Genomic DNA, 24,896 nt, shown 5'->3' with positions numbered 1-24,896 from the left:
TTCTCGAACTTGTCCTCGAGCTCGATCTCCTTGGCGACGGTGACGCCGTCCTTGGTGATGCGGGGGGCGCCGAACGATTTCTCGATGACGACGTTGCGCCCCTTGGGGCCGAGCGTCACCTTGACCGCACTGGCGAGGATGTCGACACCGCGCAGCATCTTCTCGCGCGCGTCGGCCGAAAACTTCACTTCCTTGGCAGCCATGTTCGTCACTCCCTGTCAGGCGTGAGACCGAAAGCCTTCCGATCAGGCGGCCCTTTTCTTCGCCTCCACATTCTCGAGAACACCCAGGATGTCGGACTCCTTCATGATGAGGAGCTCCTGACCATCGATCTTCACCTCGGTGCCCGACCATTTGCCGAAGAGCACGCGATCGCCCTTCTTGACGTCGAGGGCAACGAGCTTGCCCTTCTCGTCGCGCGTGCCGGGGCCGACGGCGACGACTTCGCCTTCCTGGGGCTTCTCCTTGGCGGTATCAGGGATGATGATGCCGCCCTTGGTCTTCTCTTCGCTTTCCAGGCGGCGGACGACCACGCGGTCATGCAAGGGACGGAATTTCATCGCGAACCTCCCGCAGCATTGTTTCCTCGCATCGGCCCGACCCGGCACGCTCTGGTGGACGGCGTGTTCCCGGCTCGCGCGCGAGATATGAAGCCAAAAAACGCTCTCAAGAGCGAGACCGGAAAATCTTAGCACTCTCGCGGCGAGAGTGCTAAGAGGCAGGACAGTTGTCAGCAGTGTGGCGAGAGCGCTGCTAATCAATTGAAATTAAACAGAAAATTCATATTTGTGAATTGATGATGGGCGGGTCCTTCACTCACAATTCCCGGAAGGGAGAGGAGGGATCATGGTCTCGAAGGACTTCATTCGGCAGCTCGCCGGCTACGGCCTGACGACGGCGACGATTCTCTACAGGCTGCCGGACCATCCGATGCTGCTGCAGACCTACATCTGGCAGGAATATGACATCGCGCCGGATTTCCCGGAGCTGCACCGCTTCCTCGACTTCTGGCGGCGCACACTCGATGGACCGCTGCACTCCGTGACGGTGGCCCATTGCGAGCTGATCAGGCCGGTCGAGTTCCGCACGGTGAGCGGCGTCATCACATTGCACTGAGACGATCGTGGCCCCCCGTTGCGCAGTTGCCTCGCGGGGGGGAACAATCATGCCGCACACGGGCTGAACCGCCCGTGCGACGTTCTGGGCTCGGCGCGCCGCGCCATGACCCCGCCCGACGCCCAGCAGAACAGAGGCGGACTTGGCCCGCCCGCGCGGCTGGGCTATGGAAGGCGGCCTTGCATCACGCGCGTCTTCCAGCTCCCATCGTGCCGAACGCCGCCCGCACGTCCGCCGTCCTCATCGCGCTCGCGGCCGGCGAGGACGAGCGCCTGACCGTTCGCGAGATCGTGGAGGCGTTGCGGCAACAGGCCTTCGCCCTGCTCGTGGTGGTGCTGGCCCTGCCCAACTGCCTGCCCATGCCGCCGCCCATTCCGCTCATCAGCGGCATCCTGCTGGCCTTCGTCGCGCTACAGATCGTGCTTCGCCGGGCGACTCCCTGGCTGCCGCGCCGGCTTCTCGACAAATCGGTGGCACGGGCGGAGGTCGCCAGCGCCGTTGGCCGGGCTCTGCCGGCGCTGCGCCGCCTGGAGCGCTGGTCGAAGCCCCGCCTTCGCGTTTTCGAGACCGCTCTCGGCATGCGCCTCGTGGGGGTTGTGCTGCTCGTCGTGGCCCTCGGTCTGCTCGTGGCGGCGCCCTTTGTCGGGCAGATCCCGCTCGGGCTCGCGGCCTGTCTCATCGGCCTCGGCCTCGTCGAGCGGGATGGTGTGGTGGTGATTGCCGGGTTCCTCGTCGGCGCGGCGGGCATCAGCCTGAGCCTCGGCTTTGTCGTCGCGCTCGTGAGCGGGCTTGAGGCGATTCTCTGAATATCCCACGGGGCTGCGCGACGACGAGCGCGCCGCGGGCGCGACCGGGGCCTGTCACTACGCGACGGCGGTGCCGCCCGTATCCTTCGGCTCGTCGGAGGCCATGGCGAGCATGCGGTCGATCTCCTCCGCCGGAACAGGCTTGGAGAACAGATAGCCCTGCAACTCGTGGCAGCCGAGGGCCTGCAGGAACTGGTGCTGCTCGCGCGTTTCCACGCCTTCGGCCGTGACGGTGAGCCCGAGGGCTCGGCCGAGATGGACGATCGAATGCACGAGGATCGCCGACTCGCCCGTCGTCTCCATGCTCTCTAGGAACGAGCGGTCGATCTTGATCTTGTCGATGGCGAAGCGGCGCAGATAGATGAGGCTCGAATAACCCGTGCCGAAATCGTCGAGCGCGAGGCGTATGCCGAGCGCGCGCAGCTCCATCATCGCCTCTTCCGCCGCATCGGCATCGTCGACGACCACCCCCTCCGTCAGTTCGAGCTCCAGGCGCGTGGGGTCGATCCCCGATTCCGTCACGATGCGCATGACGCTGCGCACAAAGTCCCGATGACGGAACTGGATGGCCGAGACGTTGACGGCGACGCGCAGGTTGGGCCAGCGCTTCGCATCCTCGCAGGCCCGGCGCAGCACCCATTCTCCCAAGGGGATAATGAGGCCGCGCTCCTCCGCGACCGAGATGAACCGGTTTGGTGTGATCAGCCCCTGGCGCGGATGCGGCCAGCGCACCAGCGCCTCGACGCCGACGATCGTCTCCCCGTCGGCGGACATCTGCGGCTGGTAGTGAAGGGTGAGGCCGTCATTGGCGATGGCGTTGCGCAGGTCGTCCTCGACGATCTTGCGCAGGCGCAGGGCCTCGTCCATCTGCCGCTCGAAGAAGCTGTAGCGATTCCGGCCCTCGTTCTTCGCCTGGTAGAGGGCCGTATCGGCGAGGCGCATCAATGCCTCGCGCTCGATGCCATTGCGCGGGCTCAGCGCGATGCCGATGGAGACGCCGATGGTCACCGGACCCGCCGCGAGCTCGAAGGGCCGAGTGAGAGCGTCGAGGATGCGCCGGGCGAGCGCCTCGGCGTCGCGGGCGTCCTTCAGCTCCGTCTGGATGATCGAGAATTCGTCCCCGCCGAAGCGCGACAGCGTATCGGCACCGCGCAGGAGATCGGACAGTCGCCGCGCGACCAGGCGGATGAGCTCGTCGCCGGCCTCGTGACCGTAGGTGTCGTTCACGTCCTTGAAGCGGTCGAGGTCCAGGAACATGACGGCGAGCCCTTCGCCATTGCGCCGGATGCGGGCGAGTTCCTGGTCGAGCCGCTCCGCGAAGAGCAGGCGGTTGGGCAGGCCCGAGAGCGGATCGTGGCCCGCGAGCCGCTGCGCCTCGTCCTGGCTGCGGGCGAGATCGACGGCGACGCGCTGCACATGGGCGAAGATCAGGAGCGAGAAGATCATCGCCGCCAGAACCACGAGCAGGATCGTGGGCACGAAGCGCTCGCGAACGAGATCGCCCGGCCGTTCCGGCTCCCACGCCAGGAAGGCCACGTTGCGGCCCCTCGTGTCGCGCAGCGGCAGGGAGACCGAGCCCTCGGCGACAGGAGGGGTGACGATGGACAGGTGCCCGATGGAATGGCGCGCAGCCAACCGATCGAGAAATCCCTGGTCGAGGTGCAGATAGGCGACAGCGGTCAGCCGCTGTCCGACCGGGACGGCCACCACGGCATAGGCGGCGCCCTGATCATAGACGAGCTGGGAGGCACCAGTCTCGCTGATCCATGCGGCGGGGGGATCTTGCGGGCCTTCGCCGGCCGGCGTCAGCCGGAGCCGCCCTTCGAGGTCGGAGATGGTCGGTTGCAAAAGAGACAGCCGAGCGGCGAACCCGTCCTGCGCGACCTCGGCGCCGTCGTCGAAACCCGTGACGAAATCCCCCTCGCGGGTCACGACGAAGACACCATCGAAGCCGAACAGGCGCGCACCGCGCTCGCACAGCACCTTGTGCAGGCGCGCCGCGGCACTGGTTTCCCGGGCGGCTGCGGCGACATCCTCGGAACGTGCAAGCTCACCGAGATGGCGCTGCGCCTGGCTCATCTCCTCCGCCAGCGCATTGGCAATCTGGTTCCGCTGTCGCTCGCCGGCCATCTCGTTCGCGCCGTCGCTGGTCCAGAGCATCGTCGCGATGACGAGAACGAGGGTGCCCGCCAGGATCGCCGCCATCGGCCAGACGAGGCGCGAGGCGAGTGAGGTCGAGGTGCGTGAGCCGAAGACGGACAAGACCGGCATGACCTTGCGTTGGCGCAGGTGGATGCCGGACTGTGGGTGATCTTCCTTTATATCAGGTTTCCCGGGCCAGCCGCCTTTCGGGCGTGCCGGGTGCGGAATCAGGCGGAGGGCCCGTAGGGCGGGCGCGGGATCGCCATGTGGGCGGCGCGCAGTGCCGCCGACCAGCGCTCCCTGAGGTCGCTGAAGTAGGGTTCGCTCGCCTCGATGCGATGGACGATCTCGGCCTTCTGGGCATCGCGCCGGACGACGACGAGGTCGATCGGCAGGCCGACGCCGATGTTCGAACGCATGGTTGAATCCATCGAGATGAGGCCGATCTTCAGCGCGTCGAAAAGATTGGTCTCGAAGGTGACCGCGCGATCGAGGATGGGCTTGCCATACTTGTGTTCGCCGATCTGCAGGAAGGGCGCATCCATGCCGCATTCGATGAAATTGCCGGCGGAGTAGATCATGAAGAGCCGCATCGGCCCGTCCTTGATCTGCCCGCCGAGGAGGAAGGACACGTCAAAACCGACGCGCGCCTCCTCCAGGGCCTGCCCCATCGTCCGCCGGAGGTTGAGGATGGCCCGGCCCACGAGTTGCGCGGCGCGAAAGACCGTCGGGGCGTCGTCCAGTTTCTCGAGCTCGCCCGTCTCCCCATTCGGGATCCCCTCGGTGAGCAGGCTGATCACCGACTGCGACAGGGACAGGTTGCCGGCCGAGGCAAGCGCGAGGATGCGCTCGCCCGGCTCCTCGAAGAGGTGCAGCTTGCGAAAGGTGGAGACGTTATCGAGGCCGGCGTTGGTGCGCGTGTCGGCGATCATCACCAGCCCGTCCTGAACCAGGATGCCCGCGCAATAGGTCATCGTCGCCAGCCTCCACCCATTGGCCTGCTCGCCGCCCGGACATTCTCGGCCGAACCGGCCTCCGCCCCCGATGGTCAGGCTCCAAGCGCGAGGGTTTGGCGCATGCCACGCGCCATTTCAAGCCTGCGTCTGCCACGCGGCCTGCTCGATGCGCAGGGAGACCGAGAGGGCCTCCGCACCGCCGCCCGTGCGGGCGCCGCGCACGGGGGCCGCTCCGAGGTAATCAAGCCCGATCGCGACGCGGACATGGGCATCCGTCGGGCTGATGCCGTTGGCGGCGTCGAATCCCACCCAGCCGAGGGCGGGCACGTAGGCCTCGGCCCAGGCGTGGCCCGCCTCCTGCACGACCACGCCGTCTCCGCGCAGGAAATAGCCTGAGACATAGCGGGCAGGAATGCCGAGATGGCGGCAGGCGGCGAGGAAGACGTGAGTCAGATCCTGGCAGACGCCGCGGCGCAGGGCGAAGGCCTCGGCGGCCGTCGTTGCGGCGTGGGTCGGTTCGGTGTCGAAGGTCATCTCACGGTGGATGGCTTCGAGCAGGTGATGAAGAAGCGCCAGGCGGTCCCTCGTTCCGCGGCTGGCGGCAGCATCGGCGAAGGCGCACAGCGCCTCGTCCGGCGCCGTGAGCGGCGTCTCGCGCAGGAAGACAGTCTCGGGGAAACGTTCCACGGCGCCGCGGACGACGCCGTGGGTGTCAAGCATCTCGACCTCGCCCTCGACCCTGACGCCGAGGCTGTCGAGCGTGCCTTCCGCCGACAGCACGTGCAGCCGGTTGCCAAGCGCATCCTCCCCCGGCGACAGGCGGGCAGCGCCATCGACTTCCACGCGCCAGGCGAGGATGTGTTGTCCGTCGTGGGCGCGCGGCGTCAGGCGCAGCGTCTGGATGACGGCCTTCACCGGGCGGTCGTAGTGATAGGCGGTGACGTGGGCGATGCGGATGCGCATGGTGGCAGCCGCCCTCCGGCTCAGGGCATGAGATATTGCTCGGCGATGGTGACGCCGAGCCTGTTGTTGTCGGCGATGAAGCCCGAGATGAACTCGTGCAGACCGGACTGGAAGACATCCTCCATGCGCGTGCCGGTCAGGCGCGCCAGGGTCGTGCTCGCGACACGCTGGCTCGCGCCGCGCATGCCGTAGGCCTCGGCGATGAGGTCGAGGTGGCGCACGAGCGTCTCGTAACAGCTCGTGAGCGAGCGTGGCATCTGCCGGTTGAGGATGAGGAGATCGGCCACGAGCCAGGGCTTGACGCTCTCGCGATAGACCCAGTGATAGGCAGTGAGCGCCGAGACCTCGCGCAGGATGGTGGTCCACTGGAAGTAGTCGAGGCTGCCGCCGACCTGCTCGGTCGCGGGAAGCAGGACATGGTATTTCACGTCGAGAATCCGGGCGGTGTTATCCGCCCGCTCGATGGCGGTACCGAGGCGCGTGAACCAATAGGCGTCGTTGCGCAGCATGGTGCGATGCGATGAGCCTTCGAAGGCGAGGGAAACGGCCTTCACCCACTCGAGGAAACGGGCGAATTCCTCGCGGTCCATGGCCTTCGCGTCGAACCGCCGCAGCTCCAGCCACGCATCGTTGATGGCCTCCCACATCTCGATGGTCAGGGCCGTGCGCACCGCACGCGCATTGTTGCGCGCCACCGACAGGCAGTTTCGAATGGAAGAGGGATTGGTCGGGCTGAAGGCGAGGAAATCGCGCACCGTATATTCGTTCGCGCCGTCGTAGAGCGCGTAGAAGCCGGCGGCGCAGCCGGAGGAGGCGACGGCGCTTTCCCATTCATTGCCGGGGCGGCCGTAGCTCGCGGGCAAGGCAGTGAGCCTCGTGGTGGCGTCGAGGATGCGCGCGAGAAAATCGGCACGCTCGAGGTAGCGCGCGGTCCAGAACAGATGGTCGGCGGTGCGCGAGAGCATCGGTCACCCGTCGTTCGCGGTCGGGAAGGAGCGGAGGTCGGCGATCCCCTCAGGCATCGAGCACCCACGTGTCCTTCGTGCCGCCGCCCTGGCTCGAGTTGACGACGAGCGAACCCTCCTTCAGCGCCACGCGGGTCAGGCCTCCCGGCACGACGCGGCAGCCGTCCGCCCCGGTAAGGACGAAGGGGCGCAGGTCGACATGCCGGGGTGCCATGCCCTCGGCTACGAAGGTCGGGCAGGTGGATAGCGCCAGTGTCGGTTGGGCGATGAAGCCGTCCGGAGCGTGCCGCAGCTTGCGCCGGAACTGCTCGCGCTCCTGCCGGCTCGCATGCGGGCCGATGAGCATGCCGTAGCCGCCCGAGCCGTTGACCTCCTTGACCACGAGCTCGTCCAGGCGGTCGAGAACATAGGCGAGAGCTTCCCTTTCCCGGCAGCGCCAGGTCGGGACATTCTTCAGGATGGGCTCCTCGCCTGTGAAGAAGCGCACGATCTCCGGCATGTAGCTGTAGACGGCCTTGTCGTCCGCGACCCCGGTGCCGACCGCATTGGCCAGGGTGACGTTGCCGGCCTCGTAGGCGCTCATCAGGCCCGCGACGCCGAGCACGGAATCCGGCCGGAACACGAGGGGATCGAGGAAGTCGTCGTCGATGCGGCGGTAGATCACGTCGACGCGCTTCGCGCCTTCCGTCGTGCGCATGCAGACGACATCGTCGCGCACGAAGAGGTCCGGCCCCTCGACGAGCTCGACCCCGAGTTTGTCGGCAAGGAAGGAATGCTCGTAGAAGGCCGAGTTGTACTGGCCGGGGGTCAGGAGCACGACCGTCGGATCACGCCCTGCGCCAGCCGGAGCGACCGACCGCAGGCTCGCGAGAAGGGCGTCCGGATAGTCCTCCACCGGGGCGACGCGGTGCTCCTCGAAGAGCTCCGGGAACAGCCGCAGCATCACTTCCCGGTTCTCGAGCATGTACGAGACCCCCGAGGGTGTGCGGACGTTGTCCTCGAGCACATAGAAGGTGTCGGCGTCGACCCGCACCACGTCGATGCCGGCGATATGGGCGTAGATGTCGTGGGGCACCTTAACGCCCGCCATCTCGAGGCGGAAGCAGGGATTGCGGTAGACGAGATCCTCCGGCAGGACGCCGGCCCGCAGGCACTCGCGCGGGCCGTAGATATCGGCAAGGAAGCGGTTGAGGGCGGTCACGCGCTGCTTGAGGCCGCGTTCGAGAATCTCCCACTCGCGTTTGAGCAGCACCCGCGGAATGATGTCGAAGGGGATGAGGCGCTCGCTCGCCTCCACCTCGCCGTAGACCGCGAACGTGATGCCGATACGCCGGAAGAAGAGTTCCGCCTGGCTGCGGCGCGTGTCCAGGAGATGCCTCGGCGTCGTTTCCAGCCATCGCTTCAGGGTTACGTAGGCCTCGCGCACCTCCGTGGCCCCTGGGACACCCGTCATCTCGTCGAAGGCTGTCGCCATGGCCGCTCCCCCTTTCGCCGTCCTGCCTGCGGCTTGCCTGCGAGTGTGCCGCAAGCCGCGTGCCAACGGAACGGGGTGGGTGAACATCGCCCCGGCGACGGGGCATGGGACGATTTTGCGCAAAGGCCGGGCAACCTGCCGCGCCCTTGGGCGCTTCGGGCGCGTTCAGAGGAGGCGCAGGCCGCGGAAGCTCGCGTGGCCCTGGCGGCCGACGACGATGTGGTCGTGCAGCTCGATGCCGAGCGGCTTCGCGATCTCGGCGATCTCGCGCGTCATGCGGATGTCGGCCGACGACGGTGTCGGATCGCCGGAAGGGTGGTTGTGCACAAGGATCAGGGCGGTCGCCGAGAGCTCCAGGGCACGCTTGACGACCTCGCGGGGATAGACCGGGGCATGGTCGACCGTGCCGGTCTGTTGCACTTCGTCGGCAATGAGCGCGTTGCGCTTGTCGAGGAACAGGATGCGGAACTGTTCCTTGTCGGCGAAGGCCATCACCGTGCGGCAATAGTCGATGACCGCGGTCCAGGACGAGAGCACGGGACGCGCGGCGATGGCGCCCTTGGCCAGCCGACGTGCGGCGGCCTCCACCACCTTGAGGTCGCTCACCACGCTCTCGCCGATGCCGTCCACCTCGGCCAGGCGATCGGCGGGGGCGGCCAGGACCTCGGCAAAGGAACCGAAGCGCTTCAGCAGCGCCTTGGCGAGAGGCTTGACGTCCCGTCGGGGGATCGACCGGAAGAGCAGGAGCTCCAGCAACTCGTAGTCGGGCAGGGCATCGCCTCCGGCCTCCCGGAAGCGGGCGCGAAGGCGATTGCGATGGCCGTGATAGTGCGGCTCCTGCCGCGCCCCGGCGTCGGCCCGATCGCCCATGGGCTTTCAGGCGGTCCGGTTGAAGGGGGGCTGATCGAGCCCCTTCGGCGACAGGGTGAAGATCTCGACGCCTGTCTCCGTCACGCCGACGGTGTGTTCGTACTGGGCGGTCAGCGAGCGGTCACGCGTCACGGCCGTCCAGCCGTCGGACAGGACCTTCACGTGCGGGCGGCCGAGATTGATCATCGGCTCGACGGTGAAGAACATGCCGGGCCTGAGTTCCACGCCCTCGCCGCGGCGGCCGAAGTGCAGGATGCTCGGCTGTTCGTGGAAGTGGCGCCCGAGGCCGTGGCCGCAGAAGTCGCGCACCACGGAGCAGCGCTCGGCTTCGGCATATTCCTGGATGGCGGCGCCGATGTCTCCGGTCGTGGCGCCCGGTTTGATGGCGGCGATGCCGCGCATCATCGATTCATAGGTCACATCCAGAAGGCGCTGGGCCCGGCGCGGGATCTCCCCCACGGCGTAGGTGCGGCTCGAGTCGCCGTGCCAGCCGTCGACGATAAAGGTCACGTCGATATTGACGATGTCCCCCTCGCGCAGCGGCTTGTCGTTGGGCTGCCCGTGGCAGACGACATGATTGATCGAGGTGCAGCACGAGTAGCGGTAGCCGCGATACATCAAGGTTGCCGGATAGGCACCGTGGTCCATGCCGAAGGTGAAGACGAGATCGTCGATCGCCTGCGTGCTGACACCGGGGCGGACATGCTCGACGAGCATGTCCAGGCACTCGGCCGTCAACCGCCCGGCACGGCGCATGCCCTCAAAACCTTCAGGGCCATAGATCGTGATGTCGTTGGCCCTGCGAGGGGCAAGTGCTGTGTCGAGGTCGATCATCGGATGCTGGTCTGGGACGCGCCGCGCCCGCTCCGTTCTGCGCTCAATCTATGCGACCCGTCGCCGGGTGCAAGGACGGTGACGCGAATGGCCGACCGATCGGGCGGTGTTGCTCGCTAAAGTTGCAATCATCCCAGTGACAATACGGAAATATTCCAACTTAACGCCTTGTTAGCAACTAATGCGTGTAAATCTCTCTCAAAGGGCGTTGTCATGCACATGATGCAACGACTGATAGCCAGAACGGAAGGCGCGGCCGCCATCGAGTTCGCCTTCGTGGCCCCCGCCTTCGTCCTTATTCTATGCGGGCTCCTGTTCTACGGCCTCTATTTCGGCGTGGCGCACGGCGTGCAGCAGCTGGCGGCCGAGGCGGCACGGGCTTCCGTCGCCGGCATGAGCGCAAGCGAGCGTTCGACCCTTGCCCGCCAGCAGGTGATGGCGACGATCGGAAGCTATCCCTTTCTCAAGGCGGACCACGTCACGGTGGACGCCGCGCCCGACCCCGCTGACCCGAACCGCTTCGCGGTGACCGTGCGTTACGATGCCTCGCATCTCGGGCTCGCGGGCTTCGGCGGGATATTGCCCATCCCCTCCGATCAGATCGTCAAGACTGCCGTCGTGCGGCGCGGAGGCTTCTAGACCAAGGGCGGTGCACATGGCCCGGACACTGGCGTCCTTCCTGTCCAGCTCCTGGTGCAGGTTCCGCGAAGATCGCCGCGGTGGGGTCGCCATCATCGGCGCGGCCGCGATCGTCGCGCTGCTCGGCATGGCAGCCATCGTGGCGGATGTGGGCAACGCCTATACAACGCGGCGCAGGGCCCAGGCCGCCGCCGATATCGCTGCGATGGTCGCCGCCAGCAACCTCGCCAATGCCACGGGCCTCGCGCGCTCGTCCCTGACGGACAACGGCTTTGACGACGTGCAGGAGCTCATCGTCCAGCCCGGGGTCTACACGCCCGACCCGAGCCTGCCGTCGAGCGGCCGCTTCGTGCCGGGCGGAGGGGCGGCGGCCAATGCCGCTCGCGTGCGGTTCAGGACCTCGGCCCCGATCCTGCTCGGTCGCGTCGTCTCCGGTTCAGACAGTTTCCCGATCAGTGTCGAGGCGACAGCCGCGACCTCCCAGATGGCCGCCTTCTCGATCGGCAGCCGCCTCGCGAGCCTGAACGGGGGCCTCCTCAACAGTCTCCTCGGCGCGCTGCTCGGGACCAATGTCGCGCTTACCGTCATGGATTACGAAGCGCTCGCAACCGCGCGCATCGACGCGCTGCGCTTCCTCGACGCGTTGCGCATCCAGGCGCGCGTGTCCGCGGGCACGTACAGGGATGTGCTCACCGGATCGGTCTCGGTCGCCGACGCGCTCAAGGCTTCGGCCAATGCGCTCAACGGCGGGGCCGATCCGCGCGCGCGGTCGGTGCTCCAGCTCCTCGGCAACAGTGGCGCGCTGGCTTCGGCTACTCTGGCCACGTCGAAGCTCCTCGACATCGGCCCCTATGCCGGCAACGCCATCGGCGATGCCCCGCCCTTCGAGGCGAGCGTGTCGGCGCTCAACATGCTGATGGCTCTGGCGCAGCTCGCCAACGGAAGCCGCCAGGCGAACGCCAGCCTGGCGCTGAACCTGCCCGGCATCGCCTCCGTACAGCTTCAGCTCTCCATCGGCGAGCGACCGCAGGGCAGGTCATGGTTCGCCGTCGGGCCGACCGGCACAACCGTGCACACGGCCCAGACGCGCCTCTACCTGAAGATCGGGCTCGTCGGCTCGGGCATCCTGCCACCCGTCGTCAACGTGCCGGTCCATGTCGATGTCGCGGCTGCCGATGCGCGCCTCGCGAGCATCACCTGCGGCACTCAGGCTACGGACATCAGGGTCGGCATTGCGGCCAGGCCCGGTGTCGTCGATGCCTGGATCGGCGACGTGACGCCGGCGCAGATGAAGAATTTCACGACGCCCGTGTCCGCCAACCAGGCGGTGCTCGTTGACGTCGCCGGAATGATCCGCGTCAAGGGCCGGGCGCATGTGGTGATGAGCAATCTGCGCGAGGAGATCCTGCTCTTCCAGAAGGCCGACATCGACCAGCACAGGGCGAAGACCGTTCAGACGCGCGACTACACGAGTTCGCTCGTCTCGGGCCTCGTCAGCGACCTGCAGCTCGACGCCGAGGTTCCCGGCTCCAATCTGCTCGGCCCGCTCTTCAACTCCAATCTGGTCAAGGGAGCCCTCAAGACACTGCTCACGGGCGCGACGCCGACGCTCGACACGCTCCTCGGCGGGGTTCTCAACGCGTTCGGCCTGCGCCTCGGCGAGGCGGATGTGTGGGTCGAGGGCGTGCGCTGCGACGGAGCGGTGCTGGTCAACTGAGGCGGCCGCCACGCCTGGTCTGGCCATGCGGGCGCCGTGCGTGTATGGATCCGCCTTCGACGACGATCCTCCGACGCGCATGGCCGATTTCCCCACGCACGACACAAAGCCCTTTGGCGCTTTCGCCCCTTCGCCCCTCGGCCGTCGGGCGATCGCCGTGACGCGGGCGATGCCCGACAGCTGGCTCGGAAAGCGCTTCGCCTTTGCCGTGCGGCAGATCGTCATCGGCGCCCTCGACGGTGCTCCGCTCGACGTCGAGACACTCGGGGCCAGGATGCGGCTCTATCCCTACAACAATGTCTGTGAGAAGCGCGTCCTCTTCACACCGCAGTATTTCGACGTCACCGAGCGCGAAACTCTGGCGCAGCGCATCCGTCCCGGTTTCGTTTTCGTCGACATCGGCGCCAACATCGGTGCCTACACGCTCTTCGTCGCCGCAAAGGCGGGCTCCAGTGCGCGGATTCTCGCCGTCGAGCCGCAGCCTGACATCTTCGAGCGGCTGATCTTCAACATCCGGCTCAACCCCTTCGGTACCGTCAAGGCCGTGGCCTGCGCCGTCGCCGACAAGGTGGGCGAGCTCACCATGTTCCTCGACCCCGCCAACAAGGGCGAGTCGAGCGTCAAGATCGTCGGATCGAGCGGAACAACGGCGCTGCGGGTGCCCGCGACGACGCTCCTCGCACTCGCCCAGAGCGAGGGCTTGACCCATATCGACGCCGCCAAGCTCGACGTGGAGGGCGCCGAGGACCTCATCCTCGAGCCGTTCCTGCGCACGGCGCCAGAGAGCCTGTTCCCGAAGCTGCTCATCGTCGAGGACGGCAGCGGGCGCTGGCAGGTCGATCTGCCGGCTCTGCTCACAGACAAGGGCTACCGGCTCATCAAGAAGACGCGCCTCAACTTCATCTTCGAGCGCGCTTGAAAAAGCAGCGGTCCGGGGCCGTTACCGCCGCTCGTATGGCACACCGGGGCAGCCGCACGGCTCCTCCCTGCGGCCGTGGGAGGCCGAGGCGGCAGTCAGGGCTTCGGCGTGGCCGTGGCATCCTTGGCCATCTCAAGACATTCAAGGACCTCGACGCAGCTCGGCAGAGCGTCCGAGGTCGTGAGGCTCAGAGGTCGTGAGGCTCACGCACTCGCGGCGGTCGGCGGCCTTGTAGGTCGCCCATCGCTTCCCGAGCTCGGCGCGAGCGTCGTTCTCATCCTTCATGCAGCTGTCGAAGGTGCCCTTGTCGCCGGGATCCTGGGCTGCCGCACCGCGGCAACTCTTTTCGACGGCGAGCCTCGGAACCTTGGCGCTCTGGGCCGAGGCCACGCCGGGCGCGGCGATGAGCAGGGCGAAGGCCAGGCGAAGGATCATGGCGGCACCCCTCGTACAAACACGGCCGAAGGCGAACGTCCTTCATCGTTCAGCCGCAGGCTGCCACGGAACCGGGTCGGGGGAAGGCGTTATGGGTATCCGGGGAAGGGGGGCCAAGACCGTGCGTCGGTTCCGTGCCCGCCCCCATGAGCCAGCGGCCTCACACCAAGAGCGGAACGAGACACGTCGCCTCGATCGCCTCGGGCGTGACCTGGCAAGCCACGGCCATGGCCTCGACCCCGCGGGCCCGGGCGCGGGCAAAGGCCGCCGCATAAGTGGGGTCGATGTCGCGGGCGAGGTCGAAGCGCTCCGCTTCCATCTGGATCACGAAGAGCATCGCCGCGCGGTTGCCTGCCTCGACCATGTCGCCGAGCTCTTCCAGATGCTTGGCACCGCGCGCCGTCACCGAATCCGGGAACTCGGCGAGGCCGGGCCTGCGCATCAGATGGACGTTCTTCACCTCGACGTAGCAGGGCGGGCGGTCGTCGCTCTCGAGCAGGATATCGACGCGGCTCGCCCTGCCGTACTTCACCTCGCGCCGCAGCCGCTCGTAGCCCGCGAGCGTCGGCAGGAGGCCCGCGGCGATCGCTTCCGCAGCGAGTCCATTCGGATGGGCAGTATTGATGCCCACCATCTGGAGCCCGCGCCAGCCGAAGTCGACTTCGGCAATCTCCCAGGAATGCGCGAGCTTGCGCGCCGGGTTCGACGAGCGGGACAGGAACACGCGATTGCCCGGGGCGGTCAGGCCGAGCATGGATCCCGGATTGGCGCAATGAACGGTGATCTCCTCGCCCGTCGGCAGCGCCACGTCGGCAAGGAAGCGCTTGTAGCGGCGAACAAGGCGGCCTTCGACGAGCGGGGAGGGGAAGCGCATGGGCGGTCCGATCGAGAGAACGGTCCGACGTAGCAGGGGACAGGTGCTCCCTCAACCCGGCGAAGGCGCTTGAGGGGCGGCGCGCTTGACGGTAAAGGCCGATCAAGGAGAGCCCCATGGCCGACGCCGCAGCAACCGCACCCGTCACCGCCGCCCTCCTCGTCATCGGCGACGAGATTCTCTCGGGGCGCACCAAGGACAGGAACATCGGCTACATTGCCGACTATCTCACCGCGATCGGCATCGACCTCAAGGAGGTCCGCGTCGTGCCGGACGAGGAGGACGAGATCGTCGCGGCCGTGAACGCATTGCGGCAGCGCTACACCTATCTCTTCACCACGGGCGGTATCGGCCCGACCCACGACGACATCACCGCCGACAGTGTCGCCAAGGCCTTCGGCGTGCCGATCGACGAGGATCCGCGCGCCATCGCCATGCTGCTTGAGCGGATCAGGCCGGAGGACCTCAACGCGGCGCGCCGGCGCATGGCGCGCATTCCGCACGGCGCCGAGCTGGTGGCGAACAGCGTGTCGAAGGCGCCGGGCTTCTGGATCGGCAATGTCATCGTCATGGCCGGCGTGCCCGCCATCATGCAGGCGATGCTCGACGAGGTGGCGCCGAAGCTGAAGACCGGTGTGAAGATGCAGTCCGTCTCGATCCGCGCCGATGCCAAGGAAGGCGACATCGCGATTCCGCTCGGCGAGATCGCCAAGGCGCATCCGGACGTGATCATCGGCAGCTATCCGTTCAACGACGAGCGCGGCTTCAATACGAACGTCGTCGTCCGCGCGCGCGACGAGGCGAAGCTGCGGGCGGCCCAGGCGGCCGTCGAGGCCATGCTCGCGGCCTGGCACGGACGCGCGGCATAGATCCCGATGATCCTGGGCAGAGGCGATCCGCGATCGGCAACGTGATCAATTCCAACAAGCCAGAGGGGGATGGGACGGCAGACCGGCTTCCGCCCTTCCTCATCCCGCTCTGAGGAACAGAGGTTCGAGCATGGTTCCCCCATCCCAGAAAGCCTTTCCCGTTTCGTGGGATCAGTTCCACCGCGATGCGCGGGCGCTCGCCTGGCGCATCCACAGCGAGGGGCCGTTCGAGGCCATCGTCTGCATCACGCGCGGCGGGCTCGTGCCTGCCGCCATCGTGGCGCGCGAGCTTGAGATCCGGCTCATCGAGAGCGTGTGCATCGCGAGCTACCACGACTACAAGAATCAGGGCGAGCTTGTCGTGCTCAAGGGCATCGACGAGAAGATCAAGGCGCTCGGCGATGGCACCGGCAAGGGGGTCCTCGTCGTGGACGACCTCGTCGACACGGGCAAGACGGCGCGCATCGTGCGCGAGATGCTGCCGAATGCCCATTTCGCCACGGTTTACGCCAAGCCGCAGGGCCGGCCCATGGTTGACACCTTCGTCACCGAGGTGTCGCAGGACACCTGGATCTATTTCCCCTGGGACATGGGGCTCACCTTCCAGCCGCCGATCCGCGAGGGCGTGGCTGGCTGAGGCGGCGTGCCTTGATCGGGCCGACGACCTCGTTGACGACGGGCACGCCGTCGACGGTGGTCACGCCCGGTTCGCAGGGGCCTTCGCGCCAGTTGATCTTGACGGCGAGGAGGTTGCCGACGCGCGTGATGCCGATGCCGACGCAACGCGGGTCGTTGCGCAGGCTTTCGCGCAGCTTGTCCTTGGTCCGCCGGACGCGCTCGAGCTCGGTCGCCATGCCGAGAATCTAAGCCTCGTGCCTAACGCCGGCAACGCGAGGCCGAGGGCTCCGAGCACCCGATCGATCGGATTGGCGTAGGTGAGGCCGCGGCCGTTGCTGCCGCCGGTGGTGCTGCCGGCGAAGAGGAGCCCGCATCCGTGCCCTCTCTCGTCGACGATGAGGGAGCCGGAATCGCCGCCGCGGCTGAAAACGCCGTCGGTGCCCTCGATCTCGATCTGGTCGTCGAAGACGAGGCGGCCCGAATCGTAGTCGACCCTGACGTCGTCGACCTCGATGGCGGTGACGATGCCGCGTGTCAGTCCGGTCGTGCGGCCGAGCTTGGCGACGGGCGTGCCGGGGAGGAGCGGCTCCTCGCGTGCGCCGTTCACCTTGCCGAATCCGGTGAGCGTCGTGGCGTCGAAGGCGACGTCCGCATCGATCGTGGCGACGGCCGCATCGACGATATTCGTGCTCTCGCGGTTCAGCGCCACGAAATGCAGGAGCGCGCCGACCCGATCATTCGCGCGGCTGCCGCCGTCGGCTGCTCCCGGTTGCAGCACCGCGTCGCCTATGCGTCCGCGATCCTCGTCGGCGAGGACATGGTTGTTGCCGAGGATGACTGTGGCGCCCGTCTTGCGCTCGGTGGCGAAGGCACCGAGCGTGCCAGCGGTTACGGCGAAATGGCCGATGGAGGCGCCGATGACGAGCGGCCGCCGCCGCGCCCTCAGCCAGGCGGCGCCACCCGCACGGGCGAAGCTGCGGATCGAGCCGACGTAGCGCACCTCGACCTCCTCGTGCGCCATGGAGCGCATCTCCTCGACAAGGCGGGCGGTGGCGGCGTTGCGTTGTTGGACGCGCACCGCGAGGAGCCCACCCGGCGCGATCCCCAGCGCGATGGGCGCGACTTCGCGCAGCGGCAGGCGGCGGGGCTCGGCCGCCCGCCTCTTCTGCTCAAGCTCGAAACTGCGCAGGAGCAGGGGGCGCAACACCCTCGCGATGATTTCGCGTTTGAGCGCGCGCACGGACTCGATCTCCATCACGGGCCTCCGTCGATGCGAATCGAACGTCCCTCATGATGGCCGACCGGACGGCACACGGTACCCCGATCGATGCGGGGCCTCTGCGACGACGCTGCGATGCGTCTCGCGCCATGCCCGCTCGCCGGGCCGGAGGGTCAGACGAACAGCAAGCCCGGCAACATGGCGGCGAGGCCGAACATCATCACGTAGGCCATGCGGTTCAGCTGCAGTGCGCGCCGGATATCGTCCACGGTCGCCTCGGCGCGGCCATCACCCATCCAGAAGTCCTCGACGAGCGTGCTGCCGTAGACACGCGGCCCGGCGAGGCGCAGCCCGAGCGCGCCCGCCATGGCTGCTTCCGGCCAGCCGGCATTCGGGGAACGGTGGTGCCGTGCGTCGCGTCGCACGGCCCGCCAGGCGGCGGCGGCGTCGGCGCCCGGCGTGACGATCGCCGCGGCGACGACAAGCAATGCGGTGAGGCGCGAGGCCGGCAGGTTGACGAGATCGTCGAGACGGGCAGAAGCCCACCCGAAGGCGCGGTGACGCTCGGTCTTGTGGCCGATCATGCTGTCGGCGGTGTTGATCGCCTTGTAGAGCACGATGCCGGGCAGGCCGGCCACACCGAGCCAGAAGGCAGGCGCCACCACACCGTCGGAGAAGTTCTCCGCGAGGCTCTCGATAGCGGCGCGGCAGACGCCTGCCTCGTCGAGCGTCTCGGGATTGCGCCCGACGATCATCGAGACGGCCCGGCGTCCGCCGGCCAGTCCTTCCTTCTCGAGGCCGGCGGCCACCGCCTCGACGTGCTCGCGCAGGCTGCGCTGGGCGAGGAGGCTCGCCGCGAGAAGCGCGACGAGGAGGATGCCGAAGGGCAGGACGTCCATCGTCGCTTGCAGGACCCATGCCGTGCCGCCGGCAATGGCGATGAGCACAATGAGCGCGAGAACGCCCTTCGTTCGCCGGGCCTGCGGCGGGTCTTCGTCACGGTTGAGCCCGCGGTCGAGGCATGCGATCAGGCTACCCATCCACGTGACCGGATGGCCGACAGCGCGAAACAGCGCCTTCGGATAGCCCACGGCAGCTTCGTAGGCGAGCGCGAGGCTCAGGAGAAGGAACGACGAGAGGCCCATGAAGCGCGCCCCTAGCACGGTCGAGCCCGGCGGCCCACCCTTCGTTCGGAGGGGGACGATCGTCCTCCACGGCGGGGATCTCGGCGCCGCCCGCGCGGCCTTTCCGCTGGCTCCCGAACCCTGGCTTGATCTCTCGACCGGCATCAACCCGGTTCCCTTTCCGCTTCCCGACATCGCGCCCGAGCTGTGGCAACGCCTGCCGGACAGGGGCGAGCAGGCCCTGCTGGAGGCCGCGGCCGCGCGCGCCTATGCGGCAGGCCGGGAGGCGCAGGTCGTCGCTGCGCCGGGCACCCAGGCGCTCATCCAGTTGTTGCCGCGCCTGCGCCCGCCCGGCCGCGTCGCCGTGCTCGGCCCGACCTATGCCGAGCATGCGTATCGCTGGCAGGCGGACGGCCACGCTGTGACGGTGGTCTCGCGGTTCGAGGACCTCGCTGCCGCGGATGTCGCCGTCGTCGTCAACCCCAACAATCCGGACGGGCGCACGATATCGGCCGACGACCTCATGGCGCTGGCGCGGCGCCTTGCCGAGCGCGACGGGCTTCTCGTCGTGGACGAGGCTTTCGCCGATGTCGCTCCTGCTGGCACGAGCCTTCTGCCTCGGCTCGGCGCGGGAGCACCGCCAACCGTGGTGCTGCGCTCCTTCGGCAAGTTCTTCGGTCTTGCGGGCGTGCGCCTCGGCTTCGCGGTGACGGGCGACGTGCCGCTCGCGGACGGTCTGCGCCAGATGATCGGCCCCTGGGCGGTTTCCGGCCCGACGCTCGCCGTCGGCACCCGGGCGCTCGGGGACGGCGACTGGCAGGCAAACACGCGATTCCGGCTCGCCTGCGACGCCCTGCGGCTCGACGCGATGCTTGCCGAAGCTGGCCTTCCCGTGCGCGGCGGCACCACGCTGTTCCGCCTCGTCGAGACGGAGCACGCGCAGGCCTGGTTCGAGCATCTCGGACGGGCAGGCATCCTCGTCCGGCGTTTCGGGGAGGATCACCGGCACCTGCGCTTCGGGCTTCCGGGAACGGAGGCCGGGTGGCGACGGCTGGCTGCAGCATTGGGCTGCTCGCCCTGACCTTGGCGCACCGCGCTGGGTCCGAACCCGCGCGTAGCCGTCCGGCAGGTGAAGGGCGAGCGCCCCGGCCGGAGCGGAGAGCGCCGGAGGACGGAACATCGCCCTCCGAGCGGCGTTGATGTCGCGGCGGTCACGCGGCCTCGCCCGCGCGCCGCGCCGATGTGGCGGACGTCGAAAGCCTGTGGATCAGCGACGTCTTCCGGGCGATGTGCCGCGAATCTCGGCCGCAGAGGCGCTGATTTGGTCTTTTCAAGCCGACCCGCGGCATGCGACGCTGACGACATGTCACGGTCATGTGAAGAGGCTAGGGAGCCGTCATCGACAGCGAGGGTTGAGCGGTGTTGGATTTCGACCTGACGGAAAGCAAGGCGCGCGACAGCAGCTATTTCGCGATGGGGGCCCTGCTGGGTGCCGTAGCCCTGGTGGCGACAGTCTGCGCGCTGCTTCTGTGAAGGGCGCCCTGCTCGAATTGGCGACATGGGCGGCTGACGCGGTCGCCCTCGTCCGCTCGCCGGTGCGCCGGGGCGGCGCACGTCTCGTCTTCGGTCTTGCCGGCTGGGTCAGGGCTGCGGGCGCTGTCCAGCCTGTCCTTCCCGGTTCCTCGTTCCGGTAGAACCTCATGAAGCTTTATCGCTATCTCACGGGTCCCGACGACGCGAGCTTCTGTCATCGCGTCACCGAAGCCCTCAACCGCGGCTGGCAGCTGTACGGATCGCCCACGCTCACCTATGACCCGGAAGCCAGGCGGGGCATCTGCGGTCAGGTGATCGTCAAGGAGGTCGAAGGGGCAGAGTATTCGCCGGACCTCGATCTCGCCAAGCAATAGGCTGTCAATCGGCAGGGCGCGCCGTCGCGCCCGGTTTGCCGCGGGAAGACGGCGCCCGTGCGCTCCGCCGCTTGTCGCGCGTTTCGGTGGAACGTCCGCTTGCCGGCTTGCGCAGGTCTGCCCTTTGGGCAAGACAAGAGGCCGCGCGCTGCGGCGGCCTCGTGGCGAAACTGGTAGACGCACCGAACTTAAAATTCGGGACCTTCGGGTGTGCGGGTTCGATCCCCGCCGAGGCCACCACCGGTTCTCCCCATGTCAGGGCTGATGGGCCAGCCGCGTCCTGGCGCGGTGATGCGCGAGCGCGGCTTGCGCGGACCTGCCGCCTGTCGCGACCGGCCGATCGGTCGCGCCGCTTCCCCAATTCGTGAAGGCTGCGGCCGTAACGCGGGATCGCGTTTGGTCGTAAGAACCTCGTGACCGCGGGTGGGCCGCGGGTCCCGAGCGTTCGGCCGATCTCGAGCGAGGATGCCATGCTTTCACGACGCGCGATCCTGCTCGCCGGGACGGCGGCAGTCGGAGCGGGAGCCATGATCAGACTGTTCGGCGGGACGTCTCAGGCGACGTCCAAGGACAAGGCGTTCGAGGTCAATCTCTCCGACGCCGAATGGCGCGCGAGGCTGACGCCCGAGCAATATGCCGTGCTGCGCACGCACGGCACGGAGCGGGCGGGGTCGAGCCCGCTCGGTCGTGAGAAGCGCCCAGGCATTTTTCATTGCGCCGGCTGCGACCAGCCGCTGTTCTCGTCGGAGGCGAAGTTCGACAGCGGCACCGGATGGCCGAGCTTCTTCAGGCCGCTCGACGGTGCGGTGGGCACGACCATCGACCGCAGCTTGTTCATGACCCGCACCGAGGTGCATTGCAGCCGCTGTGGCGGACATCTGGGCCATGTCTTCGAGGACGGCCCACCGCCAACCGGCCTGCGCTACTGCATGAACGGCGTGGCGCTGAAGTTCGTGCCGGCGACTACCTGACGCTGGAGGCGCGCCGATGCGGGTGCCGACCCTCGGGTGGAGGCTCATGCGGCCTGGGCCACCGCGCGACAGGCCTTGGCGCAGCGCGTCGCGGCGCCGGCGCAGCGCCGGCAGGCCTCGTGATCGCGCTTGCCGCATTCTTCCGCGCAGCGCTCGCAGGCCTCGGCGCAGAGCGCGCACAGCTTCGCCGACAGGTCGCTGTCGGCCGACAGCGGTTCCTGGCAGGCGCCGCAGATCGCTATGCAGTCGCGGCAGGTGCGCACGCAGGCCACCATATCCTCGCGGCCGGCGCAGGCGTCGAGGCAGAAGGCGCAGGCCGAAAGGCAGGCGGAGCAGGCATCGATGCAATCCTGGTGGCGCGGACCGGCAGTGGTGGCATGCGCGTACATGGGCCCTCTCCCGGATTGGTCCTGACGAACCGGTAACGCAGCCCCCGCGGGCGGGTTCCGCCCTCTCTCGACCATGCGCGCGAATGCGCCTATGGCTGGAGGGAGGCGCCGCCGAAAGGGGACAGGGATGACCGACGCGCAGCATCTTGCCCGACGTATTCGCCAGGGTCGAGGGATGGAGGCGGCGGACCTCGTCATCAAGAACGTCCGCCTCCTCGATCTGGTGACGGGGGCGATCGTTGCCACCGACATCGCCGTCTGCGGCGACACGATCGTCGGCACCTACGGCACATATCGGGGGCGACGCGAGATCGACGGCGGCGGTCGCTTCGCCGTGCCAGGCTTCATCGACACGCACTGCCACGTCGAATCGTCCCTGGTCACGCCGCACGAGTTCGATCGCTGCGTGCTGCCGCACGGCGTCACGACGGCCATCTGCGATCCGCACGAAATGGCGAACGTGCTCGGCGCGCCGGCCTTCGACTTCTTCCTTGCCTCGGCCGAGCGCACGATCATGGACCTGCGCGTGCAGCTGTCGAGCTGTGTGCCGGCAACGGCGCTGGAGACGGCGGGTGCACGCCTCGAGGCGGCAGACCTGGTGCCCTACCGCAATCATCCCAAGGTGATCGGCCTCGCCGAGTTCATGAACTTTCCCGGCGTGCTCGGCGGCGACGCCGGCTGCCTCGCCAAGCTTGAAGCCTTCCTGCCCGGCCATGTGGACGGGCACGCTCCTCTCCTGCGCGGCCTCGACCTCAACGGCTATTGCGCCGCCGGCATCCGCACCGAGCACGAGGCGACGAGCGCCGAGGAGGCGCTGGAAAAGATCCGCAAGGGCATGACCGTGCTGATCCGCGAAGGCTCCGTCTCCAAGGACCTTCATGCGCTCGCACCGCTGCTCACTGTCGAGACCTCGCCCTTCCTCGCGTTCTGCACGGATGATCGCAATCCTCTCGACATCGCGGAGGAGGGGCACCTCGACTACCTCATCCGCACGGCGATCGCCCTCGGCGCGCCGCCGCTCGCTGCCTATCGCGCGGCCTCGCTGACGGCCGCCACCGCCTTCGGCCTGAGGGACCGGGGCATTGTCGCGCCGGGCAAGCGGGCGGACATCGTGCTCCTCGACGACCTGGAAGCCTGCGCCGTGTCGCAGGTGGTCTCGGCCGGGCGCATCGTGGACGAGGCGCTGTTCGCCGCGCGCGAGCCCGTCGCGGCCATCGGTCTCGACAGCATGAAGGCTGCGCGCGTCGCGGCTTCCGACTTCCGAATCCCGGGTGGCGAGGGCACCCTTCCGGTCATGGGAGTGGTACCGGGCAAGATCATCACCACCCGGCAGGACCTCGCACTACCCCTGCGCGACTGCGCCCGCACGGTCGACGTGGAGCAGGATGTCGCCAAGGTTGCCGTCGTCGCCCGCCACGGGGTCAACCGGAACATCGGCCGCGGCTTCGTCAAGGGCTTCGGCATGAAGCGCGGCGCCATCGCCTCCTCCGTCGGGCACGACAGCCACAACATCTGCGTCGTCGGCATGAACGACGCGGACATGGCGGTGGCGGTGAACCGGCTCGGCGAGATCCGTGGCGGCTTCGTCGTGGTCGAGGGCGGCGCGGTGCGGGCCGAACTGCCGCTGCCCGTCGCCGGCTTGATGAGCGACCGCTCTTACGAGGAGGTGCGCATGGGCCTCGTGCCGCTGCGCGCCGCCGCCCGCGGTCTGGGCGTGACGCTTGCCGAGCCCTTCCTGCAGGTCGCCTTCCTGCCCCTGCCCGTGATCCCCCACCTGAAGATCACGGATTTCGGGGTGGTGGACGTGGACCGGATGGAGCTCGTCTGAGCGGACAGGGGCCGCGGCCGGGGCAAGTCGCGCGGTCCTTCGCCGTGCCACTCCGAGAGCCTTACTCAGCGAGAGCAGGCTCGCGCCGTCAATGATAGGGATCGGCCGCGTCCCGAAGGCCGTCGCCCATGAAGTTGAAGGCGAGGACGACGATCACCACCGGCACGATCGGCCACAAGAGCCAGGGGTGCAGGTTCACGGCGGCGAGGTTCTGCGCCTCGTTGAGCAGCACGCCCCAGCTCGTGATCGGCGGGCGCAGGCCGAGGCCGAGGAAGGAGAGCGCTGTTTCACCGAGGATCATCGAGGGGATCGACAGGGTCGCCGAGGCGATGAGGTGGCTCATGAAGTTCGGGATGAGGTGGCGCCCGATGATGCGTGCCCGTGAGGCGCCCATGAGCTCGGCCGCCTTGACGAATTCCTCCGCGCGCAGCGCGAGCAGCTTCGAGCGGACCGCGCGTGCCAGCCCCGGCCAGTCGAGAAGGCCGAGGATGATGGTGATGCCGAAGAAGACGAGGAGCGGGCTCCAGTTGGGCGGCAGTGCCGCCGACAGGGCGAGCCACAGCGGCAGCTCGGGCAGCGAGCGCAGGATCTCGATGAGACGCTGCACGGCATGATCCACCCAGCCGCCAAGGTAGCCGGCGATGCCACCGAAGAAGAGGCCGAGCGTGAAGGAAACCGCAATGCCCACGAGACCGATGGTGAGCGAGATGCGCGCCCCGTAGACGATGCGCGAGAAGATGTCGCGGCCGAGCCGGTCCGTGCCCATGAGGAACAGCGTACCCCCCTCCGGCGGGCAGAAGAGGTGGCGGTCGGTCTCGACGAGGCCCCAGAAGCGATAGGGCGTGCCGCGGCAGAAGAAGCGGATCGGCTGCGGTTTCGTCTCGTCGACGACGTAGTCGCGCCGGAAGGTCTCAAGATTGAAGGTGAAGGAATAGGGATAGACGAAGGGCCCGACGAAGGCCCCGCCATGGACGAGGTGCACCCGCTGCGGCGGGGCATAGAGGAAATTGCCGTTGCGCTGGCTCTGGCCGTAGGGGGCGATGAGCTCGACGAAAGGCACGGCGAGATAGAAGGCGAGGAGCACCACCGCCGAGACGACGGCGAGCCGGTGGCGCCTGAACTTCCACCAGATGAGGGTCAGCGACGAAGCCTGGTAATAGCGCTCGTCGTCGCGGCCCATGGGTTCGCTGGCGCCCGGGTCGAAGGGCGCGCTGTCGACATAGCGGCCGTTGCGGGGAGGCAGGGCGTCGACGTTCATGAG

26 protein-coding genes and 1 tRNA gene are annotated in these 24,896 nt (G+C 67.9%); 12 read left to right on the top strand and 15 right to left on the bottom strand.

Going from position 1 to position 24,896, the window contains the following annotated elements:
* Both QNA08_RS14690 and groES read right to left on the bottom strand, forming a co-directional pair.
* A partial coding sequence (locus QNA08_RS14690; protein WP_283741480.1) for a TCP-1/cpn60 chaperonin family protein occupies positions 1-203 on the bottom strand: 203 nt, incomplete at its 3' end.
* A gap of 42 nt (positions 204-245) precedes the next feature.
* The gene (gene groES / locus QNA08_RS14685; RefSeq protein ID WP_283741479.1) at positions 246-560 is read right to left on the bottom strand and encodes a co-chaperone GroES; all 315 of its coding nucleotides are present in this window, start codon (positions 558-560) and stop codon (positions 246-248) included.
* Between the two features lie 286 nt (positions 561-846).
* On the opposite strand from groES, the gene QNA08_RS14680 reads away from it, so the two are divergent.
* A complete protein-coding gene (locus QNA08_RS14680) occupies positions 847-1,116 on the top strand; it encodes an usg protein (protein WP_283741478.1) in 270 nt (89 codons plus the stop codon).
* A 209-nt stretch (positions 1,117-1,325) separates the two neighbouring features.
* Complete coding sequence (locus tag QNA08_RS14675) at positions 1,326-1,922, top strand: exopolysaccharide biosynthesis protein (RefSeq protein WP_283741486.1); 597 nt, start codon at positions 1,326-1,328, stop codon at positions 1,920-1,922.
* A 57-nt stretch (positions 1,923-1,979) separates the two neighbouring features.
* Here the strand turns inward: QNA08_RS14675 and QNA08_RS14670 are convergent, their stop codons facing one another.
* The 7 genes from QNA08_RS14670 to map all read right to left on the bottom strand — a co-directional run bounded on the left by QNA08_RS14670 (position 1,980) and on the right by map (position 10,126).
* Positions 1,980-4,193: a putative bifunctional diguanylate cyclase/phosphodiesterase gene (locus QNA08_RS14670; RefSeq protein ID WP_283741477.1), complete on the bottom strand. Its 2,214-nt coding sequence runs from the start codon at positions 4,191-4,193 to the stop codon at positions 1,980-1,982.
* A 98-nt stretch (positions 4,194-4,291) separates the two neighbouring features.
* Positions 4,292-5,038 (bottom strand): proteasome-type protease, encoded by a 747-nt coding sequence (locus QNA08_RS14665; protein WP_283741476.1) that lies wholly within the window; start codon positions 5,036-5,038, stop codon positions 4,292-4,294.
* Between the two features lie 117 nt (positions 5,039-5,155).
* Positions 5,156-5,983, bottom strand: a complete 828-nt coding sequence (locus tag QNA08_RS14660) for a transglutaminase family protein (RefSeq protein ID WP_283741475.1) — start codon at positions 5,981-5,983, stop codon at positions 5,156-5,158.
* 20 nt (positions 5,984-6,003) lie between these two features.
* Positions 6,004-6,948, bottom strand: a complete 945-nt coding sequence (locus QNA08_RS14655; protein ID WP_283741474.1) for an alpha-E domain-containing protein — start codon at positions 6,946-6,948, stop codon at positions 6,004-6,006.
* Between the two features lie 49 nt (positions 6,949-6,997).
* On the bottom strand, positions 6,998-8,422 hold the full coding sequence (locus tag QNA08_RS14650; RefSeq protein WP_283741473.1) for a circularly permuted type 2 ATP-grasp protein: 1,425 nt from the start codon (positions 8,420-8,422) through the stop codon (positions 6,998-7,000).
* Between the two features lie 165 nt (positions 8,423-8,587).
* Complete coding sequence (radC, locus tag QNA08_RS14645; protein ID WP_283741472.1) at positions 8,588-9,292, bottom strand: RadC family protein; 705 nt, start codon at positions 9,290-9,292, stop codon at positions 8,588-8,590.
* 6 nt (positions 9,293-9,298) lie between these two features.
* Entirely contained in the window at positions 9,299-10,126 is an 828-nt protein-coding gene (map, locus tag QNA08_RS14640; RefSeq protein ID WP_283741471.1) for a type I methionyl aminopeptidase, read from the bottom strand.
* 219 nt (positions 10,127-10,345) lie between these two features.
* Between map and QNA08_RS14635 the strand changes: the two genes are divergently transcribed.
* From QNA08_RS14635 to QNA08_RS14625, 3 genes are all read left to right on the top strand, one after another.
* The gene (locus QNA08_RS14635) at positions 10,346-10,765 is read left to right on the top strand and encodes a TadE family protein (protein ID WP_283741470.1); all 420 of its coding nucleotides are present in this window, start codon (positions 10,346-10,348) and stop codon (positions 10,763-10,765) included.
* 16 nt (positions 10,766-10,781) lie between these two features.
* Positions 10,782-12,482, top strand: a complete 1,701-nt coding sequence (locus tag QNA08_RS14630) for a TadG family pilus assembly protein (protein ID WP_283741469.1) — start codon at positions 10,782-10,784, stop codon at positions 12,480-12,482.
* 79 nt (positions 12,483-12,561) lie between these two features.
* A complete protein-coding gene (locus QNA08_RS14625) occupies positions 12,562-13,401 on the top strand; it encodes an FkbM family methyltransferase (protein WP_283741468.1) in 840 nt (279 codons plus the stop codon).
* A gap of 141 nt (positions 13,402-13,542) precedes the next feature.
* On the opposite strand, the gene QNA08_RS14620 is transcribed toward QNA08_RS14625, so the two are convergent.
* Together QNA08_RS14620 and sfsA are read right to left on the bottom strand one after the other, a co-directional pair.
* Positions 13,543-13,836 (bottom strand): hypothetical protein, encoded by a 294-nt coding sequence (locus QNA08_RS14620; protein ID WP_283741467.1) that lies wholly within the window; start codon positions 13,834-13,836, stop codon positions 13,543-13,545.
* 160 nt (positions 13,837-13,996) lie between these two features.
* Positions 13,997-14,710, bottom strand: coding sequence for a DNA/RNA nuclease SfsA (sfsA, locus tag QNA08_RS14615; RefSeq protein WP_283741466.1), 714 nt, complete (start codon positions 14,708-14,710; stop codon positions 13,997-13,999).
* Positions 14,711-14,826: 116 nt separating this feature from the next.
* Here sfsA and QNA08_RS14610 point away from each other — a divergent pair, with 116 nt between their 5' ends.
* Both QNA08_RS14610 and gpt read left to right on the top strand, forming a co-directional pair.
* The gene (locus tag QNA08_RS14610; RefSeq protein ID WP_283741465.1) at positions 14,827-15,579 is read left to right on the top strand and encodes a competence/damage-inducible protein A; all 753 of its coding nucleotides are present in this window, start codon (positions 14,827-14,829) and stop codon (positions 15,577-15,579) included.
* 130 nt (positions 15,580-15,709) lie between these two features.
* Positions 15,710-16,216 carry a xanthine phosphoribosyltransferase gene (gene gpt / locus QNA08_RS14605; protein ID WP_283741464.1) on the top strand — a complete coding sequence of 169 codons (507 nt, stop codon included), beginning with the start codon at positions 15,710-15,712 and terminating at the stop codon, positions 16,214-16,216.
* Positions 16,217-16,276: 60 nt separating this feature from the next.
* Here the strand turns inward: gpt and QNA08_RS14600 are convergent, their stop codons facing one another.
* Complete coding sequence (locus QNA08_RS14600; protein ID WP_283741463.1) at positions 16,277-17,452, bottom strand: chymotrypsin family serine protease; 1,176 nt, start codon at positions 17,450-17,452, stop codon at positions 16,277-16,279.
* Between the two features lie 137 nt (positions 17,453-17,589).
* Positions 17,590-18,561, bottom strand: a complete 972-nt coding sequence (gene cbiB / locus QNA08_RS14595; RefSeq protein ID WP_283741462.1) for an adenosylcobinamide-phosphate synthase CbiB — start codon at positions 18,559-18,561, stop codon at positions 17,590-17,592.
* Between cbiB and cobD the strand changes: the two genes are divergently transcribed.
* From cobD to msrB, 4 genes are all read left to right on the top strand, one after another.
* Complete coding sequence (gene cobD, locus QNA08_RS14590) at positions 18,560-19,621, top strand: threonine-phosphate decarboxylase CobD (protein WP_283741461.1); 1,062 nt, start codon at positions 18,560-18,562, stop codon at positions 19,619-19,621. The genes cbiB and cobD overlap by 2 nt on opposite strands.
* Before the next feature lie 619 nt (positions 19,622-20,240).
* Positions 20,241-20,447 (top strand): DUF1737 domain-containing protein, encoded by a 207-nt coding sequence (locus QNA08_RS14585; RefSeq protein WP_283741460.1) that lies wholly within the window; start codon positions 20,241-20,243, stop codon positions 20,445-20,447.
* A gap of 155 nt (positions 20,448-20,602) precedes the next feature.
* Positions 20,603-20,687: transfer RNA gene (locus QNA08_RS14580), tRNA-Leu, on the top strand.
* Positions 20,688-20,917: 230 nt separating this feature from the next.
* Positions 20,918-21,418 carry a peptide-methionine (R)-S-oxide reductase MsrB gene (gene msrB / locus QNA08_RS14575; RefSeq protein WP_422679923.1) on the top strand — a complete coding sequence of 167 codons (501 nt, stop codon included), beginning with the start codon at positions 20,918-20,920 and terminating at the stop codon, positions 21,416-21,418.
* 44 nt (positions 21,419-21,462) lie between these two features.
* Here the strand turns inward: msrB and QNA08_RS14570 are convergent, their stop codons facing one another.
* Positions 21,463-21,807: a four-helix bundle copper-binding protein gene (locus QNA08_RS14570; protein ID WP_283741458.1), complete on the bottom strand. Its 345-nt coding sequence runs from the start codon at positions 21,805-21,807 to the stop codon at positions 21,463-21,465.
* A 127-nt stretch (positions 21,808-21,934) separates the two neighbouring features.
* On the opposite strand from QNA08_RS14570, the gene ade reads away from it, so the two are divergent.
* Positions 21,935-23,635 (top strand): adenine deaminase, encoded by a 1,701-nt coding sequence (gene ade, locus QNA08_RS14565; protein WP_283741457.1) that lies wholly within the window; start codon positions 21,935-21,937, stop codon positions 23,633-23,635.
* 88 nt (positions 23,636-23,723) lie between these two features.
* Here ade and QNA08_RS14560 read toward each other — a convergent pair whose 3' ends face one another.
* Complete coding sequence (locus QNA08_RS14560) at positions 23,724-24,893, bottom strand: ABC transporter permease (RefSeq protein ID WP_283741456.1); 1,170 nt, start codon at positions 24,891-24,893, stop codon at positions 23,724-23,726.
* Positions 24,894-24,896 lie beyond the last annotated feature (3 nt).

The sequence above is a fragment of the Chelatococcus albus genome (assembly GCF_030067675.1).
Classification (GTDB): domain Bacteria; phylum Pseudomonadota; class Alphaproteobacteria; order Rhizobiales; family Beijerinckiaceae; genus Chelatococcus_A; species Chelatococcus_A albus.
The sequence above is the reverse complement of the archived record's forward strand: the minus strand, read 5'-3'. Positions and strand labels throughout refer to the sequence as shown.